The organism is Salinibius halmophilus (assembly GCF_003577475.1).
GTDB classification, from domain to species: Bacteria; Pseudomonadota; Gammaproteobacteria; order Pseudomonadales; family Natronospirillaceae; genus Salinibius; species Salinibius halmophilus.
Genome location: NZ_QPEP01000010.1, coordinates 114,877 through 130,922 on the forward strand (window position 1 = coordinate 114,877; position 16,046 = coordinate 130,922).

At 49.8% G+C, this 16,046-nt stretch carries 17 protein-coding genes and 2 tRNA genes; 8 read left to right on the forward strand and 11 right to left on the reverse strand.

All coding sequences use genetic code 11. The features are described 5' to 3' along the window. Positions 1-17: 17 nt before the first annotated feature. On the reverse strand, positions 18-1,367 hold the full coding sequence (locus tag DUW71_RS12580; RefSeq protein ID WP_119395611.1) for a class II 3-deoxy-7-phosphoheptulonate synthase: 1,350 nt from the start codon (positions 1,365-1,367) through the stop codon (positions 18-20). Continuing rightward, complete coding sequence (ydiJ, locus tag DUW71_RS12585; protein WP_119395612.1) at positions 1,364-4,423, reverse strand: D-2-hydroxyglutarate dehydrogenase YdiJ; 3,060 nt, start codon at positions 4,421-4,423, stop codon at positions 1,364-1,366. Before ydiJ ends, DUW71_RS12580 begins: the two co-directional genes overlap by 4 nt. 172 nt (positions 4,424-4,595) lie before the next feature. On the opposite strand from ydiJ, the gene DUW71_RS12590 reads away from it, so the two are divergent. Continuing rightward, the gene (locus DUW71_RS12590) at positions 4,596-5,231 is read left to right on the forward strand and encodes a hypothetical protein (protein ID WP_119395613.1); all 636 of its coding nucleotides are present in this window, start codon (positions 4,596-4,598) and stop codon (positions 5,229-5,231) included. A 79-nt stretch (positions 5,232-5,310) separates the two neighbouring features. Next, positions 5,311-6,318 (forward strand): class II fructose-bisphosphatase, encoded by a 1,008-nt coding sequence (glpX, locus tag DUW71_RS12595; protein WP_119395614.1) that lies wholly within the window; start codon positions 5,311-5,313, stop codon positions 6,316-6,318. A gap of 37 nt (positions 6,319-6,355) precedes the next feature. On the opposite strand, the gene DUW71_RS12600 is transcribed toward glpX, so the two are convergent. Continuing rightward, complete coding sequence (locus DUW71_RS12600) at positions 6,356-7,339, reverse strand: DegV family protein (protein ID WP_119395615.1); 984 nt, start codon at positions 7,337-7,339, stop codon at positions 6,356-6,358. A 90-nt stretch (positions 7,340-7,429) separates the two neighbouring features. Here DUW71_RS12600 and gltX point away from each other — a divergent pair, with 90 nt between their 5' ends. From gltX to DUW71_RS12625, 5 genes are all read left to right on the forward strand, one after another. Beyond that, on the forward strand, positions 7,430-8,926 hold the full coding sequence (gltX, locus tag DUW71_RS12605) for a glutamate--tRNA ligase (protein ID WP_119395616.1): 1,497 nt from the start codon (positions 7,430-7,432) through the stop codon (positions 8,924-8,926). Between the two features lie 20 nt (positions 8,927-8,946). Beyond that, a complete protein-coding gene (locus DUW71_RS12610; protein ID WP_119395617.1) occupies positions 8,947-9,426 on the forward strand; it encodes a hypothetical protein in 480 nt (159 codons plus the stop codon). A gap of 68 nt (positions 9,427-9,494) precedes the next feature. Beyond that, positions 9,495-9,570: transfer RNA gene (locus DUW71_RS12615), tRNA-Ala, on the forward strand. Positions 9,571-9,678: 108 nt separating this feature from the next. Next, positions 9,679-9,754: transfer RNA gene (locus tag DUW71_RS12620), tRNA-Ala, on the forward strand. 267 nt (positions 9,755-10,021) lie between these two features. Next, complete coding sequence (locus DUW71_RS12625) at positions 10,022-10,417, forward strand: GNAT family N-acetyltransferase (protein ID WP_119395618.1); 396 nt, start codon at positions 10,022-10,024, stop codon at positions 10,415-10,417. Here DUW71_RS12625 and DUW71_RS12630 read toward each other — a convergent pair. After that, positions 10,414-10,584, reverse strand: coding sequence for a CPXCG motif-containing cysteine-rich protein (locus DUW71_RS12630; protein ID WP_119395619.1), 171 nt, complete (start codon positions 10,582-10,584; stop codon positions 10,414-10,416). The two genes, DUW71_RS12625 and DUW71_RS12630, sit on opposite strands and share 4 nt — an antisense overlap. 71 nt (positions 10,585-10,655) lie before the next feature. Between DUW71_RS12630 and DUW71_RS12635 the strand changes: the two genes are divergently transcribed. Next, on the forward strand, positions 10,656-10,943 hold the full coding sequence (locus tag DUW71_RS12635) for a DUF3817 domain-containing protein (RefSeq protein ID WP_119395620.1): 288 nt from the start codon (positions 10,656-10,658) through the stop codon (positions 10,941-10,943). Positions 10,944-10,947: 4 nt separating this feature from the next. On the opposite strand, the gene DUW71_RS12640 is transcribed toward DUW71_RS12635, so the two are convergent. The 7 genes from DUW71_RS12640 to DUW71_RS12670 form a co-directional block, all read right to left on the reverse strand. Further along, positions 10,948-11,253 carry a TusE/DsrC/DsvC family sulfur relay protein gene (locus DUW71_RS12640; protein ID WP_119395621.1) on the reverse strand — a complete coding sequence of 102 codons (306 nt, stop codon included), beginning with the start codon at positions 11,251-11,253 and terminating at the stop codon, positions 10,948-10,950. A gap of 1 nt (position 11,254) precedes the next feature. Continuing rightward, the gene (locus DUW71_RS12645) at positions 11,255-11,482 is read right to left on the reverse strand and encodes a hypothetical protein (RefSeq protein WP_119395622.1); all 228 of its coding nucleotides are present in this window, start codon (positions 11,480-11,482) and stop codon (positions 11,255-11,257) included. After that, positions 11,476-11,787: a hypothetical protein gene (locus tag DUW71_RS12650; protein ID WP_119395623.1), complete on the reverse strand. Its 312-nt coding sequence runs from the start codon at positions 11,785-11,787 to the stop codon at positions 11,476-11,478. The genes DUW71_RS12645 and DUW71_RS12650 overlap by 7 nt, the downstream gene beginning before the upstream one ends. Then, entirely contained in the window at positions 11,780-12,157 is a 378-nt protein-coding gene (gene tusD / locus DUW71_RS12655; RefSeq protein WP_119395624.1) for a sulfurtransferase complex subunit TusD, read from the reverse strand. Before tusD ends, DUW71_RS12650 begins: the two co-directional genes overlap by 8 nt. Continuing rightward, positions 12,150-12,818: a Bax inhibitor-1/YccA family protein gene (locus tag DUW71_RS12660; RefSeq protein WP_119395625.1), complete on the reverse strand. Its 669-nt coding sequence runs from the start codon at positions 12,816-12,818 to the stop codon at positions 12,150-12,152. The genes tusD and DUW71_RS12660 overlap by 8 nt, the downstream gene beginning before the upstream one ends. A 70-nt stretch (positions 12,819-12,888) precedes the next feature. Next, positions 12,889-15,549, reverse strand: coding sequence for a helicase-related protein (locus DUW71_RS12665; protein ID WP_158584059.1), 2,661 nt, complete (start codon positions 15,547-15,549; stop codon positions 12,889-12,891). Between the two features lie 124 nt (positions 15,550-15,673). Then, complete coding sequence (locus tag DUW71_RS12670; protein WP_119395627.1) at positions 15,674-16,021, reverse strand: hypothetical protein; 348 nt, start codon at positions 16,019-16,021, stop codon at positions 15,674-15,676. Positions 16,022-16,046 lie beyond the last annotated feature (25 nt).

Genomic DNA, 16,046 nt, shown 5'->3' on the forward strand with positions numbered 1-16,046 from the left:
ATATCTTCAGCAAAGCATTATTTTGCTGCATCTTTTAGGCTGTCAGCAATCAAGAACGCAAGCTCTAGTGATTGGTCAGCGTTAAGACGTGGATCACAGTGCGTGTGGTAGCGCTCAGCTAGATCATGCTGTGTTAGGTCGTACTGACCACCCAAGCACTCAGTAACGTTGCGGCCCGTCATTTCAAAGTGAACACCACCAGCGTTGGTGCCTTCCGCTTTGTGGATCTGGAAGAACTCTTTTACTTCCGACAGTACATCTTCGGCGCGACGAGTCTTGTAGCCATTCTCTGTTTTAATGGTATTGCCATGCATTGGGTCGCAAGACCAAGCAACGTTTTTGCCTTCTTTGCTTACTGCGCGCAGTAAGTCAGTGAAGTGCTTCTCTACGTTACCTGCACCCATACGAACGATGATATTTAGCTTACCTTCTTCGTTGTTCGGGTTTAGGCTGTCGATGTTGCGAAGCAAATCATCAACGCTTGTTGTTGGGCCGGCTTTTAGACCGATTGGGTTCTGAATACCACGGGCAAACTCAATGTGAGCATGGTCAGGCTGGCGTGTACGGTCACCAATCCATAACATGTGCGCAGAGGTGTCGTACCAGTCACCCGTTAGGCTATCTACACGAGTGAAGGCTTCTTCATAATTAAGCAGCAGCGCTTCGTGTGAAGTGTAGAACGACGTTTCTTGCAGTTGTGGCGTGGTGATGCCATTAATACCAACTGCTTTGATGAACGCTAGGGTTTCTTCCAAACGCTCAGCTAGATCGTTGTAACGCTCAGCGAGTGGGCTGCGTTTTACGAAGTCTAGGTTCCATTGGTGTACCTTGTGAAGGTCAGCCAAGCCACCACGGGCAAAAGCGCGGATTAGGTTAGAGGTTGCCGCCGACTGATGGTAGGCCTTCAGCAAACGCTCAGGGTCTGGAATACGCGCTTCTTCAGTGAACTTAATATCGTTGATGATGTCACCACGATATGCAGGGAGTGTTACACCGTCGATGGTTTCGGTATCAGCAGAGCGTGGCTTGGCAAACTGACCCGCTACACGGCCGATCTTAACAACTGGTTTTTTCGCGCCAAAAGTCAGCACGATGGCCATTTGTAACATGACCTTGAAGGTGTCGCGAATATTGTCAGCAGAAAACTCGGCAAAGCTCTCCGCGCAGTCGCCACCTTGCAGCAAAAACGCGTCGCCGCGAGACACTGCAGCCAATTCTTGCTTTAGGTTACGAATTTCACCAGCAAATACCAAAGGAGCCTGACGCTTTAATTCTGCTTCTACTTCGGCGACCTTGGCTGCATCTGGGTAGGTCGGTTGCTGTAAGATTGGCTTTTCTCGCCAGGTTTGCGGAGTCCAAGTGCTCATTGTGACTTTACTTCCTTACTACGTTTAACAATAACTTGTAATGGATGTGGAATGGCCACGCCTTCCACGCGTTTTGCTTGACTGCGGCAACTGTAGCCCGGTGCAACAAGGTTTTGCTTGTTTTGCACAGGGTCCTGCCAAGACATATTCCAGAGCTTGATAGACGCTTCCTTGTTTCGCGTTTCATGCCCATATGTGCCTGCCATGCCGCAGCAGCCAACACTTTCGTGTTGTAGCACCAAGCCAACTGATGCAAAAACCGTCGCCCAATCCTTTTGGGAATTGGCGGCATTGGTCTTTTCGGTACAGTGGCCGAGTAGGTGATAAGTTTCACCGCCTAGGTTGATATTGCGTTGGCGAATTTCTTCTGCATGTTTAGCAAGGAATTCTTGCACTAACATGACTTCCGGGCTGTCGTCGCCAACATACTTTTTGTATTCAGCACGATAGCTCAGGGTCATCGATGGGTCTACGCCCACCAAGGGTAAATTCAGTTCGGTAAACTGGCGCAGTTTGTTTGAGGTGCGCAGCGCTACCTTTTTGAAGGTGGTCAAAAAGCCGTGCACGTGCAATGGCTTGCCGTTGGCCGAGAATGGCATGATTTGTGGCTCAAAGCCCATCACCCGCATCGACTCTAAAATGTCTAATACAACCGCCGGGTCGAAGTAGCTGTAGAACGCATCTTGCACCAAAATAGGGGTGCGCTGGCGCTCTTCTCTGCTTAGTTTTGCCAACGCTTTAGGGTCGGCAAACTGAAAGCCGCGTGCCTTGGCTTCTTTGGCAAAGTTGATTTTATCCAGCATTGGGCTGTCGACCATGCCAGCAAACTTAGCCAGCGCCCATTTTACTGGTGGTAGGCTCATTGGCAGATTGTATAACCACGGCACTGGGCGGAATACTGGCATCAAAAACTCAAGTGTGCCGATCAAGTAATCTTTTAGTGGTCGCGCATAACGGTCGTGATACAGCTCCAGGAAGCGAGCACGGAACTCAGGCACGTCAACTTTAATAGGGCAGGCGCCAGTACAGCTCTTACAAGCCAAACAAGCACCCATGCTCTCGTACACTTCGTTGCTGTAGTCGTAATCATTGCCAGCAGTTCGAATTAGTTTGCCTGGGTAGCGCGCAGCTGTGGCAATCACACCACGTGAGCGAATTTTATCGGTTACTTGTTGGCTGTCGATGTCACGCTCGCTTAATAAGCGCAGCCATTCACGAATTAGGCTTGAGCGGCCTTTTGGTGAATGACGACGATCGCGCGTGACCTTATAACTTGGGCACATGGCATCGGCTGGGTCCCAGTTATAACAAGCGCCGTTACCATTACAGTACATGCCAGTGTCGAACTGCTGCCAGCTTTCTTGTTTGATCGTTGCATCTAATTCGCCACGTGTGGTCACTTCATCAATTTTATAAAGTGGAATGTCTTCTTTTGGCGTAGCGATTTTGCCAGGGTTAAACTGGTTGTGTGGGTCAAAGCTGGCTTTGATCTCTTGTAGAATCGGGTACAGGCTGCCAAAGAATTTCGGCGCGTATTCCGAGCGCACACCTTTACCGTGCTCACCCCAAAGTAGACCGTTGTACTTTTTCACTAGCTCAACAACTTCATCGGTCACGCTGCGAATCAGTTTGGCTTGTTCAGCATCTTTCATGTCAATGGCAGGGCGCACGTGAAGTACACCTGCATCGACGTGGCCAAACATGCCATAACGCAGGTTATAACGATCGAGCACAGCGCGAAAATCCATAATGAAATCGGCTAGGTTTTCTGGTGGCACAGCCGTGTCTTCAACGAACGGAATAGGTCGTGCTTCACCTTTGGCATTACCTAAAAGACCTACTGCCTTTTTACGCATTGCCCATACTTTTTTCACATTGGCATCGCCTTTAGCAATACCATAAGCAAAGGCTTGATTCGCTTGGCCTTTAACGCTGTCTAGGTGATCAAGCACCGACTTCATATTGGCTTCGAGAGTGGCTTCATCATCAGCGGTGTATTCAACAAAGTTCACACCAGCAATGTCTTTGCCTTCGGCCGCTGGGAAGAAGTCTTCCACCGTGTGCCAAATTAGGTCGTCTTTGGCGAGCTGCAGTACAAAGCTGTCGACCGTTTCGATCGAGCTTGGCTGGTGCGCCATGAGAGCCTGCGCGTCGCGCATCGAGGCTTCAAAGCTTTCGTAACAAACACAGATTAGAGAGGCGACTTTAGGAATCGGCAATACATTGAGCTTGGCTTCACTAATTAAACCAAGCGTGCCTTCTGAACCACAAATCAGGTTGTTTAAATCAACTAGGCCGTCGTCGTTGCGGATGTGCGCCAAGTCGTAGCCAGTTAAACAGCGGTTTAACGGCGGGAATTTTTCATCAATGTCGGCCTTGTTGTGATCAAAGGCAGCACGAGCAGTGCGGTAAATATCACCAATGCGGCTATCGCCGTTGTCCATGCCATCAATGATGTCGTCGGTGATTGGTGCCGTTTGCAGCACTTCGCCGCCATGAATAATGGTGCGCGTTGCTAACACGTGATCGCGAGTTTTACCGTACAGCACCGAGCCTTGGCCTGAGGCGTCGGTCGAGATCATACCGCCAATGGTAGCGCGGTTCGAAGTTGACAATTCTGGAGCAAAAAATAGGCCGTGCGGTTTTAGGGCAGCATTTAGCTGATCTTTGACTACCCCAGATTGCACACGCACCCAGCCTTCCTCGGCATTGATCTCCAGAATCTGGTTCATGTGGCGCGACACATCAACAACAACGCCATCAGTGAGCGACTGACCATTCGTGCCGGTGCCGCCCCCACGTGGACCAATCTTCACATCATAAAACTCAGGCTGTGCCAAAATACCCGCAATAATCTGCAAATCCTGCTCGTTGGCAGGGTAGAGCACACCTTGTGGTAACATTTGATAAATCGAGTTGTCGGTGGCGAGAACGGTTCGCTGACTATATTCGGGCGACACATCTCCCTTAAAGCCAGATTTTTGCACTGCTTGGAAAAACTTCACATAGTGCTGTTGGATATTAGACAGCTGATGTAAACGTGGGATAGCAGTCATATTTTACTCACTACTCGTAACAACTTTAGGCACAAATGCCGTGAACGCCTACTCGTTATGGTTAACGGCATCGCTATGGGCACGAGATTATACGCATAATTTTGAATATTTCTTGCCAACTTTGGCTTACAGTCTCGATTATTGATAAAAAATTGACGCAAATGGAGTAAATATGGGCCCTTGGTGGCATTTTGCTAACAAATTGGTTTGGTCGGTCATGGCCATTTTATTGGTCTATTGCTTATTAGTAATAGACTTTAATTATATCTATCCTGCCCTGGCAGGCAGTGTTTGGCTGATATATCGATTGTGTTGGCGTCTTGGCTGGCTGGCGCGCGACCTTGAACAAGTGGTTCCTAGTGTGTTAGGCGGTGTTCTGAGCGTTTTGGCGTTCATCATGGTCGACTCGGGTTATGCGCCGGCCGTGCTCACCGTATTTATGGGGCTTATTTTGCCGCGTTGGTGGCTGACTAAAGTGGCTAGGCGTAATTTTGTTCTGCGCAAAAAAGTGCCATTCGCGCTCAAAGACTATGATCAAGGCTGGGTGATGATTGAGTCTGGGCAGCCAAGGCTCGACTTGTACCTACGCGCATGTGTGCCAGATGTGCATTGGCGCCTAGATCGAAGTGCTTTGGCAAATCCCGGTTGGCGCGAGGCTTTTGAAGCAATGGGCATGCCGCCGAACAAAGTATGGCCACTAATCGCGCGTATTGAGAATGGTCAAATGCAGCTTGTATGGTCACCAGAATGGTTGTTTCAGCCGCCAGCGGATGACGTGTTCGTTAATCAAGACAGGCAAAGTAGCTGAATGCGCCCTTCAAGGCGGCAAAATGCCGCCCAAATGGGTATACTTGCCGCGTTAACTCATAAACTGATAGGAATACTCAATGCGTCGCGATCTCGCTTTGCAATTTTCTCGTGTGACTGAAGCTGCTGCGCTAGCTGGCTATAAATGGTTGGGTCGAGGCGATAAGAACATCGCTGATGGTGCTGCGGTTGAAGCCATGCGGTATATGCTGAACCAGTCCGATATCGATGGTGAAATTGTGATTGGGGAAGGTGAGATTGATGATGCGCCCATGCTCTACATCGGTGAAAAGCTAGGCCATGGCGAAGAAGAAGTTGATATTGCGGTAGACCCAATTGAGGGGACCCGCATGACAGCCATGGGCCAGGCTAACGCGGTAGCAGTGCTAGCCGCTGGCGAGCGGGGTTGCTTTTTGAAAGCGCCAGATATGTACATGGAAAAGCTTGTGGTGGGCCCAAAAGCAAAAGGTCATATTGATCTCAACCTGCCATTAGAAACCAACCTTCGTAACGTGGCCAAGGTGCTAAACAAGCCAATAGACCAGCTGACAGTGGTGACACTTGCCAAGCCTCGTCATGATGAGCCGATCAAGCAAATTCAAGCGCTAGGCTGTCGCGTGTTTGCGCTGCCTGATGGTGATGTGGCAGCGTCAATTTTGTGCTCGATGCCGATCTCTGAAGTAGATGTGATGTACTGTGTAGGTGGCGCGCCTGAAGGCGTTATTTCTGCTGCAGTTACGCGTGCTCTAGGCGGTGACATGCAAGGTCGCTTGTTGTTGCGCAATAAAGCCAAAGGCAACAGCCCAGAAAACGATGCGGCGGCGACAACTGAGCTGGCGCGCTGTAAAGATATGGGTGTAGAGGTGGATCGGGTCTATAAGCTAGAAGAGCTGGTGAAATCAGATAACTTGGTGTTCTCGGCAACGGGTATTACCAAGGGTGATTTGCTTGAGGGCGTGCGCCGCGATGGTGATGTAGCCATCACCGAAACCCTGCTGGTTCGTGGTAAGTCGCGTACGGTTCGTAAAATCGAATCCATTCACTATGTTGCGCGCAAAGACGACGAAATCAAACGTATTATTCTATAAGTGTTTGTAGGGGTTGCCTAAGTGGCAATCCCAACTGTTATTCCGTTAGTCTGCGATTGGCTGACTTCCTGGTAAACGCCATCGAAACTGCGCCAGGCCCGAGATATACTCCACCAGATAAACTCATCACTGACTCCAACAGGCGAATGCCATAAGCCTGACAGGCTTCTTTGAAGCGTACATAGGCTTCTAATTGGCGCAGCCATGCCACGTCGTCGGCTACCGAAATGGCAATCATGCTGTTATAGATCTCGTCATTGCGAATGGCTTCTTGGCAAATATCGATCACTTCATTAATGGCATTGCGATAGCCTTTTTGACTATTAATGGCTTGGGTGTCGCCGTTGTGATTGATGATGATTGGGTAGCGCTGGCGCAAGCGGGACAGCCATTCATAATGCCACGTAACTGAGTGGTCGTTTTTCAACCGTGCGCGCTTGCGCATATAAATGGGCTCTCGCAACACCAAATAGTTCTCGGTGCGCCGCCTAAAGAAGTCCATGCGCGCATTGATAGCCGTTTGATCAATGTAGGCTCTGCCACGTTGATTCATCGATAGGCTATGATCTTTATCTTCTAGTTCAAGCATTTTCTGTAAATGCATTACCACTAGCCCATGGCCAGCAAACATTGAACCCGAATCACAAGGGTAGATATGGACTAGCTTGTTACTCGGTGTGCGCAGCTCATTGTTTAGCTGAGAGGCAGCTTCTTCTGCATTGCTCAGCGTCGGTGAGCGATTGCGCATAATGCTAACAACGTAAATTTCTTCGGTCTCTTGCTCGGCGAGTTGCTGGAAAATTTTTCTGAACTGCTCGACTGACGGTGGCTCAGTGCTAGCCAAGGCAGGGAGTTCTAAGCGGCCATCGCGGTAGATTTTTTGCATGCGTTCAGGTTGGCGTTTATCGGGAAAACGCAACCCGTTGATGCGGATTGTGGCACTCGCCAGCTCAATGTGAGGCTGTTCAAGTTGCTCATGTGGCAAATCACAGGCACTGTCTATTACAATCGCAGTGGTCATAAATAGTTATCCGCAATAATTAATCCTTCATCGGCGCGACTTAACTCTCTATAATGTCGGCCATCATTAACTTAGGACAATACCATTATTATGAGCAAAATTAGAACTCGTGTTGCCCCGTCTCCAACCGGCGATCCTCATGTTGGCACAGCTTATATCGCACTTTTTAACCGCGTATTCGCCAAGAGCCAGGGTGGCGAATTCATTTTGCGTATCGAAGACACCGACCGCGCGCGTTCAACGCCAGAAAGTGAAAAAGCAATTCTTGACTCGCTGAAGTGGTTAGGTCTGACATGGGATGAAGGGCCAGATTGTGGTGGTGAGCATGGTCCTTACCGCCAAAGTGAACGTGGTGATATTTACAAAAAATACGCCGATCAGCTAGTAGATGAAGGCAAGGCGTTCCACTGTTTCTGCACAACCGAGCGTTTGGATGCCATGCGCCGTGAACAGCGCCTAAACAGCCAGCCACCGGGTTACGATGGTCGTTGTAAGGGCCTATCTAAAGAAGAAGTGGCTGAGCGTTTGGCAGCGGGTGAAGAGTCAGTGATTCGTCTGGACGTACCACGTGAAGGCGTATGTGAAGTGCCAGATATGCTGCGCGACCCAATCGCCATCGAATGGAAACAAGTTGACTACCAAGTACTGCTGAAATCTGACGGTATGCCAGCCTACCACCTAGCCAACGTCGTTGATGATCACTTAATGGGTATCACGCACGTGATTCGTGGTGAAGAGTGGATCTCGTCAACGCCTAAGCACATTTTGCTGTACCAGCACTTTGGCTGGGAAGCACCAACGTTTTTCCACTTGCCGCTACTACGTAATGCCGACAAGTCGAAGTTATCGAAGCGTAAGAACCCAACGTCGATCACCTTCTATGAAAAAATGGGTATCTTGCCAGAGGCGCTATTGAACTACCTTGGCATGATGGGCTGGACCATGCCAAATGGTGATGAGAAGTTCTCGCTGACTGAAATGACTGACAACTTTGATATTAACCGTGTATCACTAGGTGGTCCGGTATTCGACGTTGAAAAGCTAAACTGGCTAAATGGTCGTTATATTCGCGAAGACATGAGCACAGATCAGTTTGTGCAAGCGCTGAAAGACTGGGCGTTCAACGAAGAATACATCAATAAGTTCATGCCATTGGTGCAAGAGCGTGTTGAGCGTCTTTCTGATGTCGCACCGCTAGCGGCGTTCTTCTTTGCTGGTATGCCAAATATCAAAGCAGAAGATTTCGCTCACAACAAGATTGACGAAGAAACACTGCAGAAGCTTTTGCAGTTCGGTCTATGGAAGCTTGAAACTCAGCGCCACTGGAACAAACCAGCGATCATGGCAGACGTGAAAGCAGTGGGCGAGCACCTTGGTCTGAAGTTAAAAGACGCACTGTTCCCCTTCTTTGTTGCCATTACTGGTGAGCCACGCTCGGTTTCTGTATTGGAAGCCATGGACTACCTAGGCCCTGATATGACCCGTGCACGGCTTCGTCACGCGCTTGAAGTTGTTGGCACGCCTTCGAAGAAACAACTGAAAAGGCTTGAGAAAGAGTTTGCCGAAATCGGCACCTTCATGGACTAACCTGATTTTTGGGATGGACAATGCAAGCAGTTAGATGGACTCAAAATGACCGGCGCCCGCGTATGCGGGCAATGGTCAGTCAAATTGATCCAGAGGAGATCCTGGCATCGGTTTGTGTGCCAGGGCCTCAGGGTGAAACCGTGCATTGGGAGCTATATTGGCACAATAAAGCCATTTACTTTCGCACGTTAGACTGGTTTCAACAGCGTGGCTCAACTGGTATTCAATGTGAGGATATTGGCTTTGCCCCAGCGCTGATTAAGTCTGTCTTTGCTGACCCTAAGCACCGCCATGCCCCTGGCTTGGCGTGGCAGCTTAATCGCAACGATGAGCGCATCTGGGTGGCTGTAAAAGACCAAGTGCGCACGCTTGAGCGAGTGCCTGAGTTTGGTGAACTGGCGATCTGGCTTGAAATTGCCAGTATGGCAGGTACACCATTGCCAGCGCCGTCGCACCCGTTTTGGCATCAGGTAAATATTCTGGCGTCGAAAAAAAGTTAATAAAATCAGATATTTGGGGGTTGACCGAAGGGGATAACTCGGTAAAATCTCCAACCGTTCCAAGATGTGGGGCTATAGCTCAGCTGGGAGAGCGCCTGCATGGCATGCAGGAGGTCAGCGGTTCGATCCCGCTTAGCTCCACCAATTGGAATTAAAGATCAATCTCAGATCGTAGGTCTGTAAATAACCTCGAAGAGGTTTTTGCAGACAATTCATCCCAAGTTGTAATCGTCATTGCAACGTCAAGTAATTGGGGCTATAGCTCAGCTGGGAGAGCGCCTGCATGGCATGCAGGAGGTCAGCGGTTCGATCCCGCTTAGCTCCACCAAATCTTTGAACGGTTTCCAATATATGGATGACCTAACGCGGTCAGCGCAACGCGGTTGCCGGTTACATCCCGCTTAGCTCCACCAAATCTTTGAACGGTTTCCAATATATGGATGACCTAACGCGGTCAGCGCCGAGTGTCGGCCCAGAACGGGTTGCCGGTTACATCCCGCTAACTCCACCGATTTTTCACTTATTGCTATAATCATGTCTTCAAGATCGCTTCGCGATACTTAAAGACCTACATTCACATCGGAACTGCGTCTCTATGCGTGTATCTCTGACATGTCTATCTGAGCACCCTGATTTTTATCACCAAGTCCGGCAAAGTTATGTGCGCCAGTGGGGGAGCTTAGAGTCAGAGCATAGGTTGTTTGATCGCCAGCTGCAGCGCCACAAGGTGCTGCTAGCGTTGCACAATGGCAACCTGGTGGCCAGCGTGCAGATCAGGCGTGAATGGTGGGGTACTCGGTATTGGTTGGCTAACTTGCTGGTACTGCCAGCTTATCGCCAACAGGGTATCGCATCACAGTTGGTTAAGCATGCGCAACGAAATCAGCGCCTCTACGCGCGCACCGAGCACCTTGATGGTGGCTTATATGCCAAACTTGGCTGGCAGGTGATTAATACCAATAGCAGCTGGGTGGTGATGCGCAGTCGTTAAGTTTCTCGCTCAACAATCACCTCATTACCGATCACTTGTACTAGCATAGGCTTGCAGCATACTTCGCAGTCCTCTATGTATTCTTGGTCACCATCGGCTGGCACGTAAACAATCTCGATGGGTGCATTGCAATGAGGGCAGGTTGTGGCTGATAGGTCGCTTAACATAAGGTTCCACCATTAAAAATCTGTTCACCGATATGGTAAAGTACGCGTCGGATTTTAGACTAGTGTGCCCTATGCTTAATTTTTTTCGCCTTGTTAGTGTTATTGAAGGTATCTCGTATTTGCTAATTTTGAGCGTGACGCTTGGGTGGCTAAGTCGAGATTATGTCTCTGTGCTGGGGATGGGACACGGTGTGTTATTTGTGATCTATATTGCGGCGTTGTTCGCCTGCGCACTGTGGCGTAAGTGGACATTGTTATACACACTGATGCTGTTTATCGCATCCCTGATCCCGTTTGCTTTTATTGCGGTGGAATGGCATTTAAAACAAACGGCAAGCAAACAGCTTGCTAGCAAGTAGACGGCTACAGGCAGTTCTTTGGTTTAGGCAGGCCAGCGAGGCGGCAAGCAGGTTTTGCTGGGCTTTCGCCAAATAACATCATCAGCTTCATGCTACTGGCATACTCAGGCGCTTGCTGTTTCAGTGCTTTCACCATTAAGCGCATGTTCGGGCTGCGCTCAAACTGTTGGTAAAAGCTGCGCAGCGCATTGATTACTTGCCAGTGTGCTTCGGTGAGCGAAATGTTCAGCTCACTGGCCACTTGTTCAGCAAACTCTGGTTGCCAAGCGTTAAAGTCTTGCAGATAACCTTCTTCGGTGCAGGCGTACATACTAATACCAACTAATCACTTTTTCAGCGTTGGCGCATTGTAGCGCAATGTCGTCCATGCTCAACTGCTGTGCTCGGTTTAGGCCGTATTGTGCGCACGCTTCTTGCTCATAATACGCATCAATATCACATGATATGCCAGCGTCTAGGCAAATGATGATGTCTAACTCTGACTTTACCCGCAAAAGTGTCGCTAGGCGCTGAGGGTTGCCCAATAGATGTACTACCATACGGACACACTGCTGGCTTGTTGTAAAAGTGTCTGCAGCTCGATATCGCTGACAGGGTTCAGTGCTATTTCGGCGTCGCTTAGATTGAATGCGGCGCTGTCTTGTTGCGCGACTAGCACAGTGGGCGCATCAAACATTTCTAGCATGGCTAAAGATTTACTAGCTAGATGGTTGCCAAAAGCGTTCAGCACCCCTTGCCCGACAAGTACAACCTGTACGGGCACATCAAAGGTAATCATACTAAGCGCGGTATCGAGTGCATCACGCGCCTCAAGAGTTTCGATCAACACGACCGGGTTAGCCAAAATACACCACCTTATTGCCCGCAAGTTCGGCTTGAGTTAAATCGACTAGGCTTGCCATCTCAAAGCCTGGTGCTAGTTGTGGTTGCTCATCTTTTACTAAACCATGGCGCTGGGCCGCTGTTGCACAAACTTGTAAAGCAAACCCAGCTTGCTCTGCAAGTGTCTGCCAAGCAACTTGAGCGTGCCACTCGTTTTCAGCTGGGTCTGCATAAGGTAGGGCAGTTAATACCCCCTCGCCATAAAAGAAGACGCTGCTAATGGTTTGCCCGTTGTTGAGCAGTGCAGACGCAAAACGCCAAGCCGTTTTGGCGGCTTGGCGTTGGTTTGGCAGTGCTTTTACAACTAGAGTAAAAGCGCTTGTTTTAGTCATCGCCAGAGAAGGCCATGATTAGGTGCAACAGGCTAGTGAACAAGTTATATAAGCTCACATACAAGCCAACGGTTGCCATAATGTAGTTGGTTTCGCCACCGCGTACAATGCGACTAGTATCGAACAAAATGAACAACGACATGATCAATACAATACCGGCAGAGATCGCGATATCAATGATGCCATATGGCATAAAGATCGAAGCGATCAGCGCACCCACAATCACCAGCATGCCAATCATGATAAAGCCACCTAGGAAAGAGAAATCTTTCTTAGTGGTTAACACAATGCCTGACATGGTAGCGAAAATCACGCCAGTGCCAACCAAGGCTTGCATCACCATGCTCGCGCCACCTGGCAAGCCGACTACCATGCTAAGCATTGGCCCTAAGCCTGCACCGAGCAAACCGGTGAAAAGGAACACCATAGCCAAGCCTGTGCTTGAGTTAGCAGTGCGTGGGATCACGAACCACAACAAGCCGATGGCTGCAATGGAGAACACCAATGACATCATAGGTGTTACAAAGCTCATGCCAAGCCAAGCCATGAAACCTGAAAAAACGAGTGTCATGCTCAAAAGTGCATAAGTATTGCGAAGCACCTTGTGTGTGGCGAGCAAGGATTCACTGCGCTGAATTGTTTCTTGATTACTTTCAACCATAACCATCCTCCTAGTGTTAGGTTAATAATGTGGGGTAAGTCACTAAAACTCAAGCCCCACAGATTACCCTTTAGTGATCTTCTGGGGTACATACGATCAAACGCAGGGCGTCGATGTGTAGCTGAGCGCCTCCCTCTAGTGCTGATAGTAGCGCGTCTCGTTGCGTTTCTAAAGCTTCAACTTCTTGCTGATCGAATAGTGGGTTGTTACTAGCAATCCACTGCAGTTGTGATAAGCGCTCGTTCAGCTGGCGCTCAACGGCCTGCTGAGCGGTTTGGCTAAACCCATCAAGGTCTGCTGTGGCGAGTGTTGGCAAGGCGGCGAGCATGGTTGCTAATTCATCTCGCTTCATTTGCAAGACTTGCCGTGCCACCTTTTTTGGAATGTTGGTCAGCAGTGGGTCCAGCTTTTCACCTGGTAACGCCGCGGATAAATTCTTAGTGCCGGTGGCTTCGGTTAAAATGCGCAATGTTTGTGGCGCATGGTACTGGTCTGGCTGAAAGCGACGAGGACCCGGTACACGTAGCGTAATCAAAGCTTCTAACAGGATGGTGCCCGCCGGCAATGCTTCGGTGGTGAAGCGCATCACCGCAGCGGTGCCTAGCTCACCTGTTGTTAGAATCTCCAGCAACCCTTGTACTAGCGGGTGATCCCAAGTTAATAAGTCTATGTCGTCGCGAGCTAGGGCAACACTGCGTTTGGTGGTAAAGGTTTTACCCTCACTAGGCAAGCCAGGCAGGGATGGCACCAGCATGTTGTCGACGGGCTGAATCAACATGGTGTCATCGTCAAGTTGCTCGTAGAACACATTGAGTGCGTTGAGCACGGCCTCAACAAAGTCAGCGATGTTGTCATCACCGGTTTGGGCGCTTACAGCCTCGGCTAGTTGTGCCGCATATGGCTGGCGGCAGCTTGCTCGTTCTAGTAGAACGTCACGACCATTTTCCATCGCTGCAATGAGCTCGTCACTACGTTGGCGAGCATCGCTGATCACTGCTTCATCAACATGTTTGCTGACATATTTCTCCACCCGATCCATAAACTCTTTTTGCACGCGCGACGCGACAGGATTTGGGCGAGTAAAAATGCCAAGCGCTTCATCAAACCAACGCAAGCGAGCGCGGGCGGTGTCATCGACTGTTGGCACATGTATTTGAATATCGTGTAGCTGACCAATGCGGTCTAAGCGACCGATGCGTTGCTCTAAGCGGTCTGGCTGTGTTGGCAGGTCGGCCATTACTAGGTGCTGACAGAACTGAAAATTGCGCCCCTCAGCGCCAATTTCTGTGGTGAGCAGCACGGGGACATTTTCTTCCGGGTCAGCAAAATAAGCTGCCACGCGGTCCAGTTCATCAAGGCGTTGGCCATCATGCATCAGGGCTGCATGTAAGCCTTGTTTGCTCCAAAGCGCATCGGCAATCTCGTCTAATAGCGCTTTTGAGCGAGCAATCACCAGTGATTTTTCTGATTTATGCTCGGCAACAAACGTACAGACCCAATCCACCACGCTGTCTGTATCGTGCTGCACCAACTCGCGCTTTGGGAAGCCAGGGATATTACGGCGCAGGTTGCGGAACAGTACTCGGCCAGTACCGTGGCGGTCGACTAATCGATCCAAGGCCAGTTGATGATCAGATTTAATGGCCGACTCGGAAAGGCCAGTAAGTTTAACAATATCGGCCAGCTGCGCAGGGGTTTCATTTTCTTCTGATAACGCAACGGCAAGTTCAGCCATATGCTGCTGATCAGCTTCCAGTTCTGCTAGTTTCTCAGCATTATCAAACTGTCCCGGCTCAAGCAAGCGCAGGCGTGCTAGGTGTGCTGTTTCACCAAGCTGCTCGGGGGTGGCAGAAATCAAGATAAAGCCAGGTGCCATACGCGCTAAGCGTTCTACTCGTGAAAAGGCTGCTTGCTCTGGCGTCATATGTTGGGCTTCATCAATGATCACCAGCTCAGGCATCAGCATGAGCAAGCTAGCCGAGGCTTCGGCATCATTGAGCCAGTTAGTCGGAGCAATGATTAGCTGATGGTTGCTGTCGATATCTTCAGCTGTTTCAGGCAACGACGCGTTCAGGTTAAAACGGCGTTTTAATTCTACAAACCATTGAAAGCGTAGGGCGTGCGGCACCAAAATCAGTGTTGTAGATGGGCCAAACTTAAGCCAGCGGCGCGACAGTATATAGCCCGCTTCGATGGTCTTGCCCAAGCCTACCTCGTCGGCCAGCATCACGCGTGGCGCTTGTCGGTCGGCGACTTCTTTGGCAATGTAAAGCTGGTGCGCCAGTGGTTCAGCACGCACACCAGTGAAACCTTGCACGGGTGATTGACTCCATTGGCCAAAATGCTGCCACGCTTGTTGGCGCAGGCTGAACCATTTGCCCTTATCTAGTTGACCCGAAAGCAAACGTGTTTTGGCGTTATCCTGGCGAAAGTCTGGCGAGAGCTCAGTCTCGCACACCATAGCGTCGTCGGTCGTGCGATAAAAAAGTAGATTATTGTGCTCAAAGACCTCTTCAACGGTATGGGTTTGGCCTTCCTTGTCGGTAATGCTGTCCCCAGCGTGAAATGCAACGCGCGAGAGTGGCGCTTCATCGGCGGTAAACAGGCGTTCGGTTTCAGCTGCATCGAAGGCGATCGTGATTCGGCGCTCATCAATTTTGAGCACAATGCCCAAGCCTAATTCGGGCTCAGATTGGCTCACCCAGCGTTGACCTATAGAAAATTCAGACATTACCTGACTCATTAATACGTTAGCCTCTACAGCAGGTGCTCACAAAGGGCGCGAATTCTAACGATTTACCGATGAAATTGTAGTCTTGACATGCAGTTCTTGCTGTTTAATTGGCGAATACTGATCAAAACAGCTCGGGTTCACTGCCTTGTGGTGGTAACCAAACTCGAAACTGCTCTTGCCAGCTTTGCAGCGAGTGGTCGTCTTTTATGGGGGTGAGTGCATGCAATGCTTCCCGTTCTTGGTCACAGGTTAGCTGTTCAGCGAAGTCGATAATATTAGGCGCAGGGTGCGAAGCCAGATAATTGGCTAGCCAAGATAGATGCTGAAGTTGTTGGCGAACAATATCAGCGTGCTGCAGTTGCCATTGATTGTCGACATCATGCTTGCGCTCGCTTGGGTCGATGGCGGCGGCCATCGCTTGAATACGAACGGCGAGAAACGCTTGCAGTTTGGCTTGATCGCTAATCATGCTGGGCTCCATCAGATGACTAATT

What these genes read in the sequence shown, in the direction of transcription:
- DUW71_RS12580 (WP_119395611.1), bottom strand. Translation starts at nt 1,367, where the DNA reads ATGAGCACTTGGACTCCGCAAACCTGGCGAGAAAAGCCAATCTTACAG.
- ydiJ (WP_119395612.1), bottom strand. Translation starts at nt 4,423, where the DNA reads ATGACTGCTATCCCACGTTTACATCAGCTGTCTAATATCCAACAGCAC.
- DUW71_RS12590 (WP_119395613.1), top strand. Translation starts at nt 4,596, where the DNA reads ATGGGCCCTTGGTGGCATTTTGCTAACAAATTGGTTTGGTCGGTCATG.
- glpX (WP_119395614.1), top strand. Translation starts at nt 5,311, where the DNA reads ATGCGTCGCGATCTCGCTTTGCAATTTTCTCGTGTGACTGAAGCTGCT.
- DUW71_RS12600 (WP_119395615.1), bottom strand. Translation starts at nt 7,339, where the DNA reads ATGACCACTGCGATTGTAATAGACAGTGCCTGTGATTTGCCACATGAG.
- gltX (WP_119395616.1), top strand. Translation starts at nt 7,430, where the DNA reads ATGAGCAAAATTAGAACTCGTGTTGCCCCGTCTCCAACCGGCGATCCT.
- DUW71_RS12610 (WP_119395617.1), top strand. Translation starts at nt 8,947, where the DNA reads ATGCAAGCAGTTAGATGGACTCAAAATGACCGGCGCCCGCGTATGCGG.
- DUW71_RS12625 (WP_119395618.1), top strand. Translation starts at nt 10,022, where the DNA reads ATGCGTGTATCTCTGACATGTCTATCTGAGCACCCTGATTTTTATCAC.
- DUW71_RS12630 (WP_119395619.1), bottom strand. Translation starts at nt 10,584, where the DNA reads ATGTTAAGCGACCTATCAGCCACAACCTGCCCTCATTGCAATGCACCC.
- DUW71_RS12635 (WP_119395620.1), top strand. Translation starts at nt 10,656, where the DNA reads ATGCTTAATTTTTTTCGCCTTGTTAGTGTTATTGAAGGTATCTCGTAT.
- DUW71_RS12640 (WP_119395621.1), bottom strand. Translation starts at nt 11,253, where the DNA reads ATGTACGCCTGCACCGAAGAAGGTTATCTGCAAGACTTTAACGCTTGG.
- DUW71_RS12645 (WP_119395622.1), bottom strand. Translation starts at nt 11,482, where the DNA reads ATGGTAGTACATCTATTGGGCAACCCTCAGCGCCTAGCGACACTTTTG.
- tusD (WP_119395624.1), bottom strand. Translation starts at nt 12,157, where the DNA reads ATGACTAAAACAAGCGCTTTTACTCTAGTTGTAAAAGCACTGCCAAAC.
- DUW71_RS12660 (WP_119395625.1), bottom strand. Translation starts at nt 12,818, where the DNA reads ATGGTTGAAAGTAATCAAGAAACAATTCAGCGCAGTGAATCCTTGCTC.
- DUW71_RS12665 (WP_158584059.1), bottom strand. Translation starts at nt 15,549, where the DNA reads ATGTCTGAATTTTCTATAGGTCAACGCTGGGTGAGCCAATCTGAGCCC.
- DUW71_RS12670 (WP_119395627.1), bottom strand. Translation starts at nt 16,021, where the DNA reads ATGATTAGCGATCAAGCCAAACTGCAAGCGTTTCTCGCCGTTCGTATT.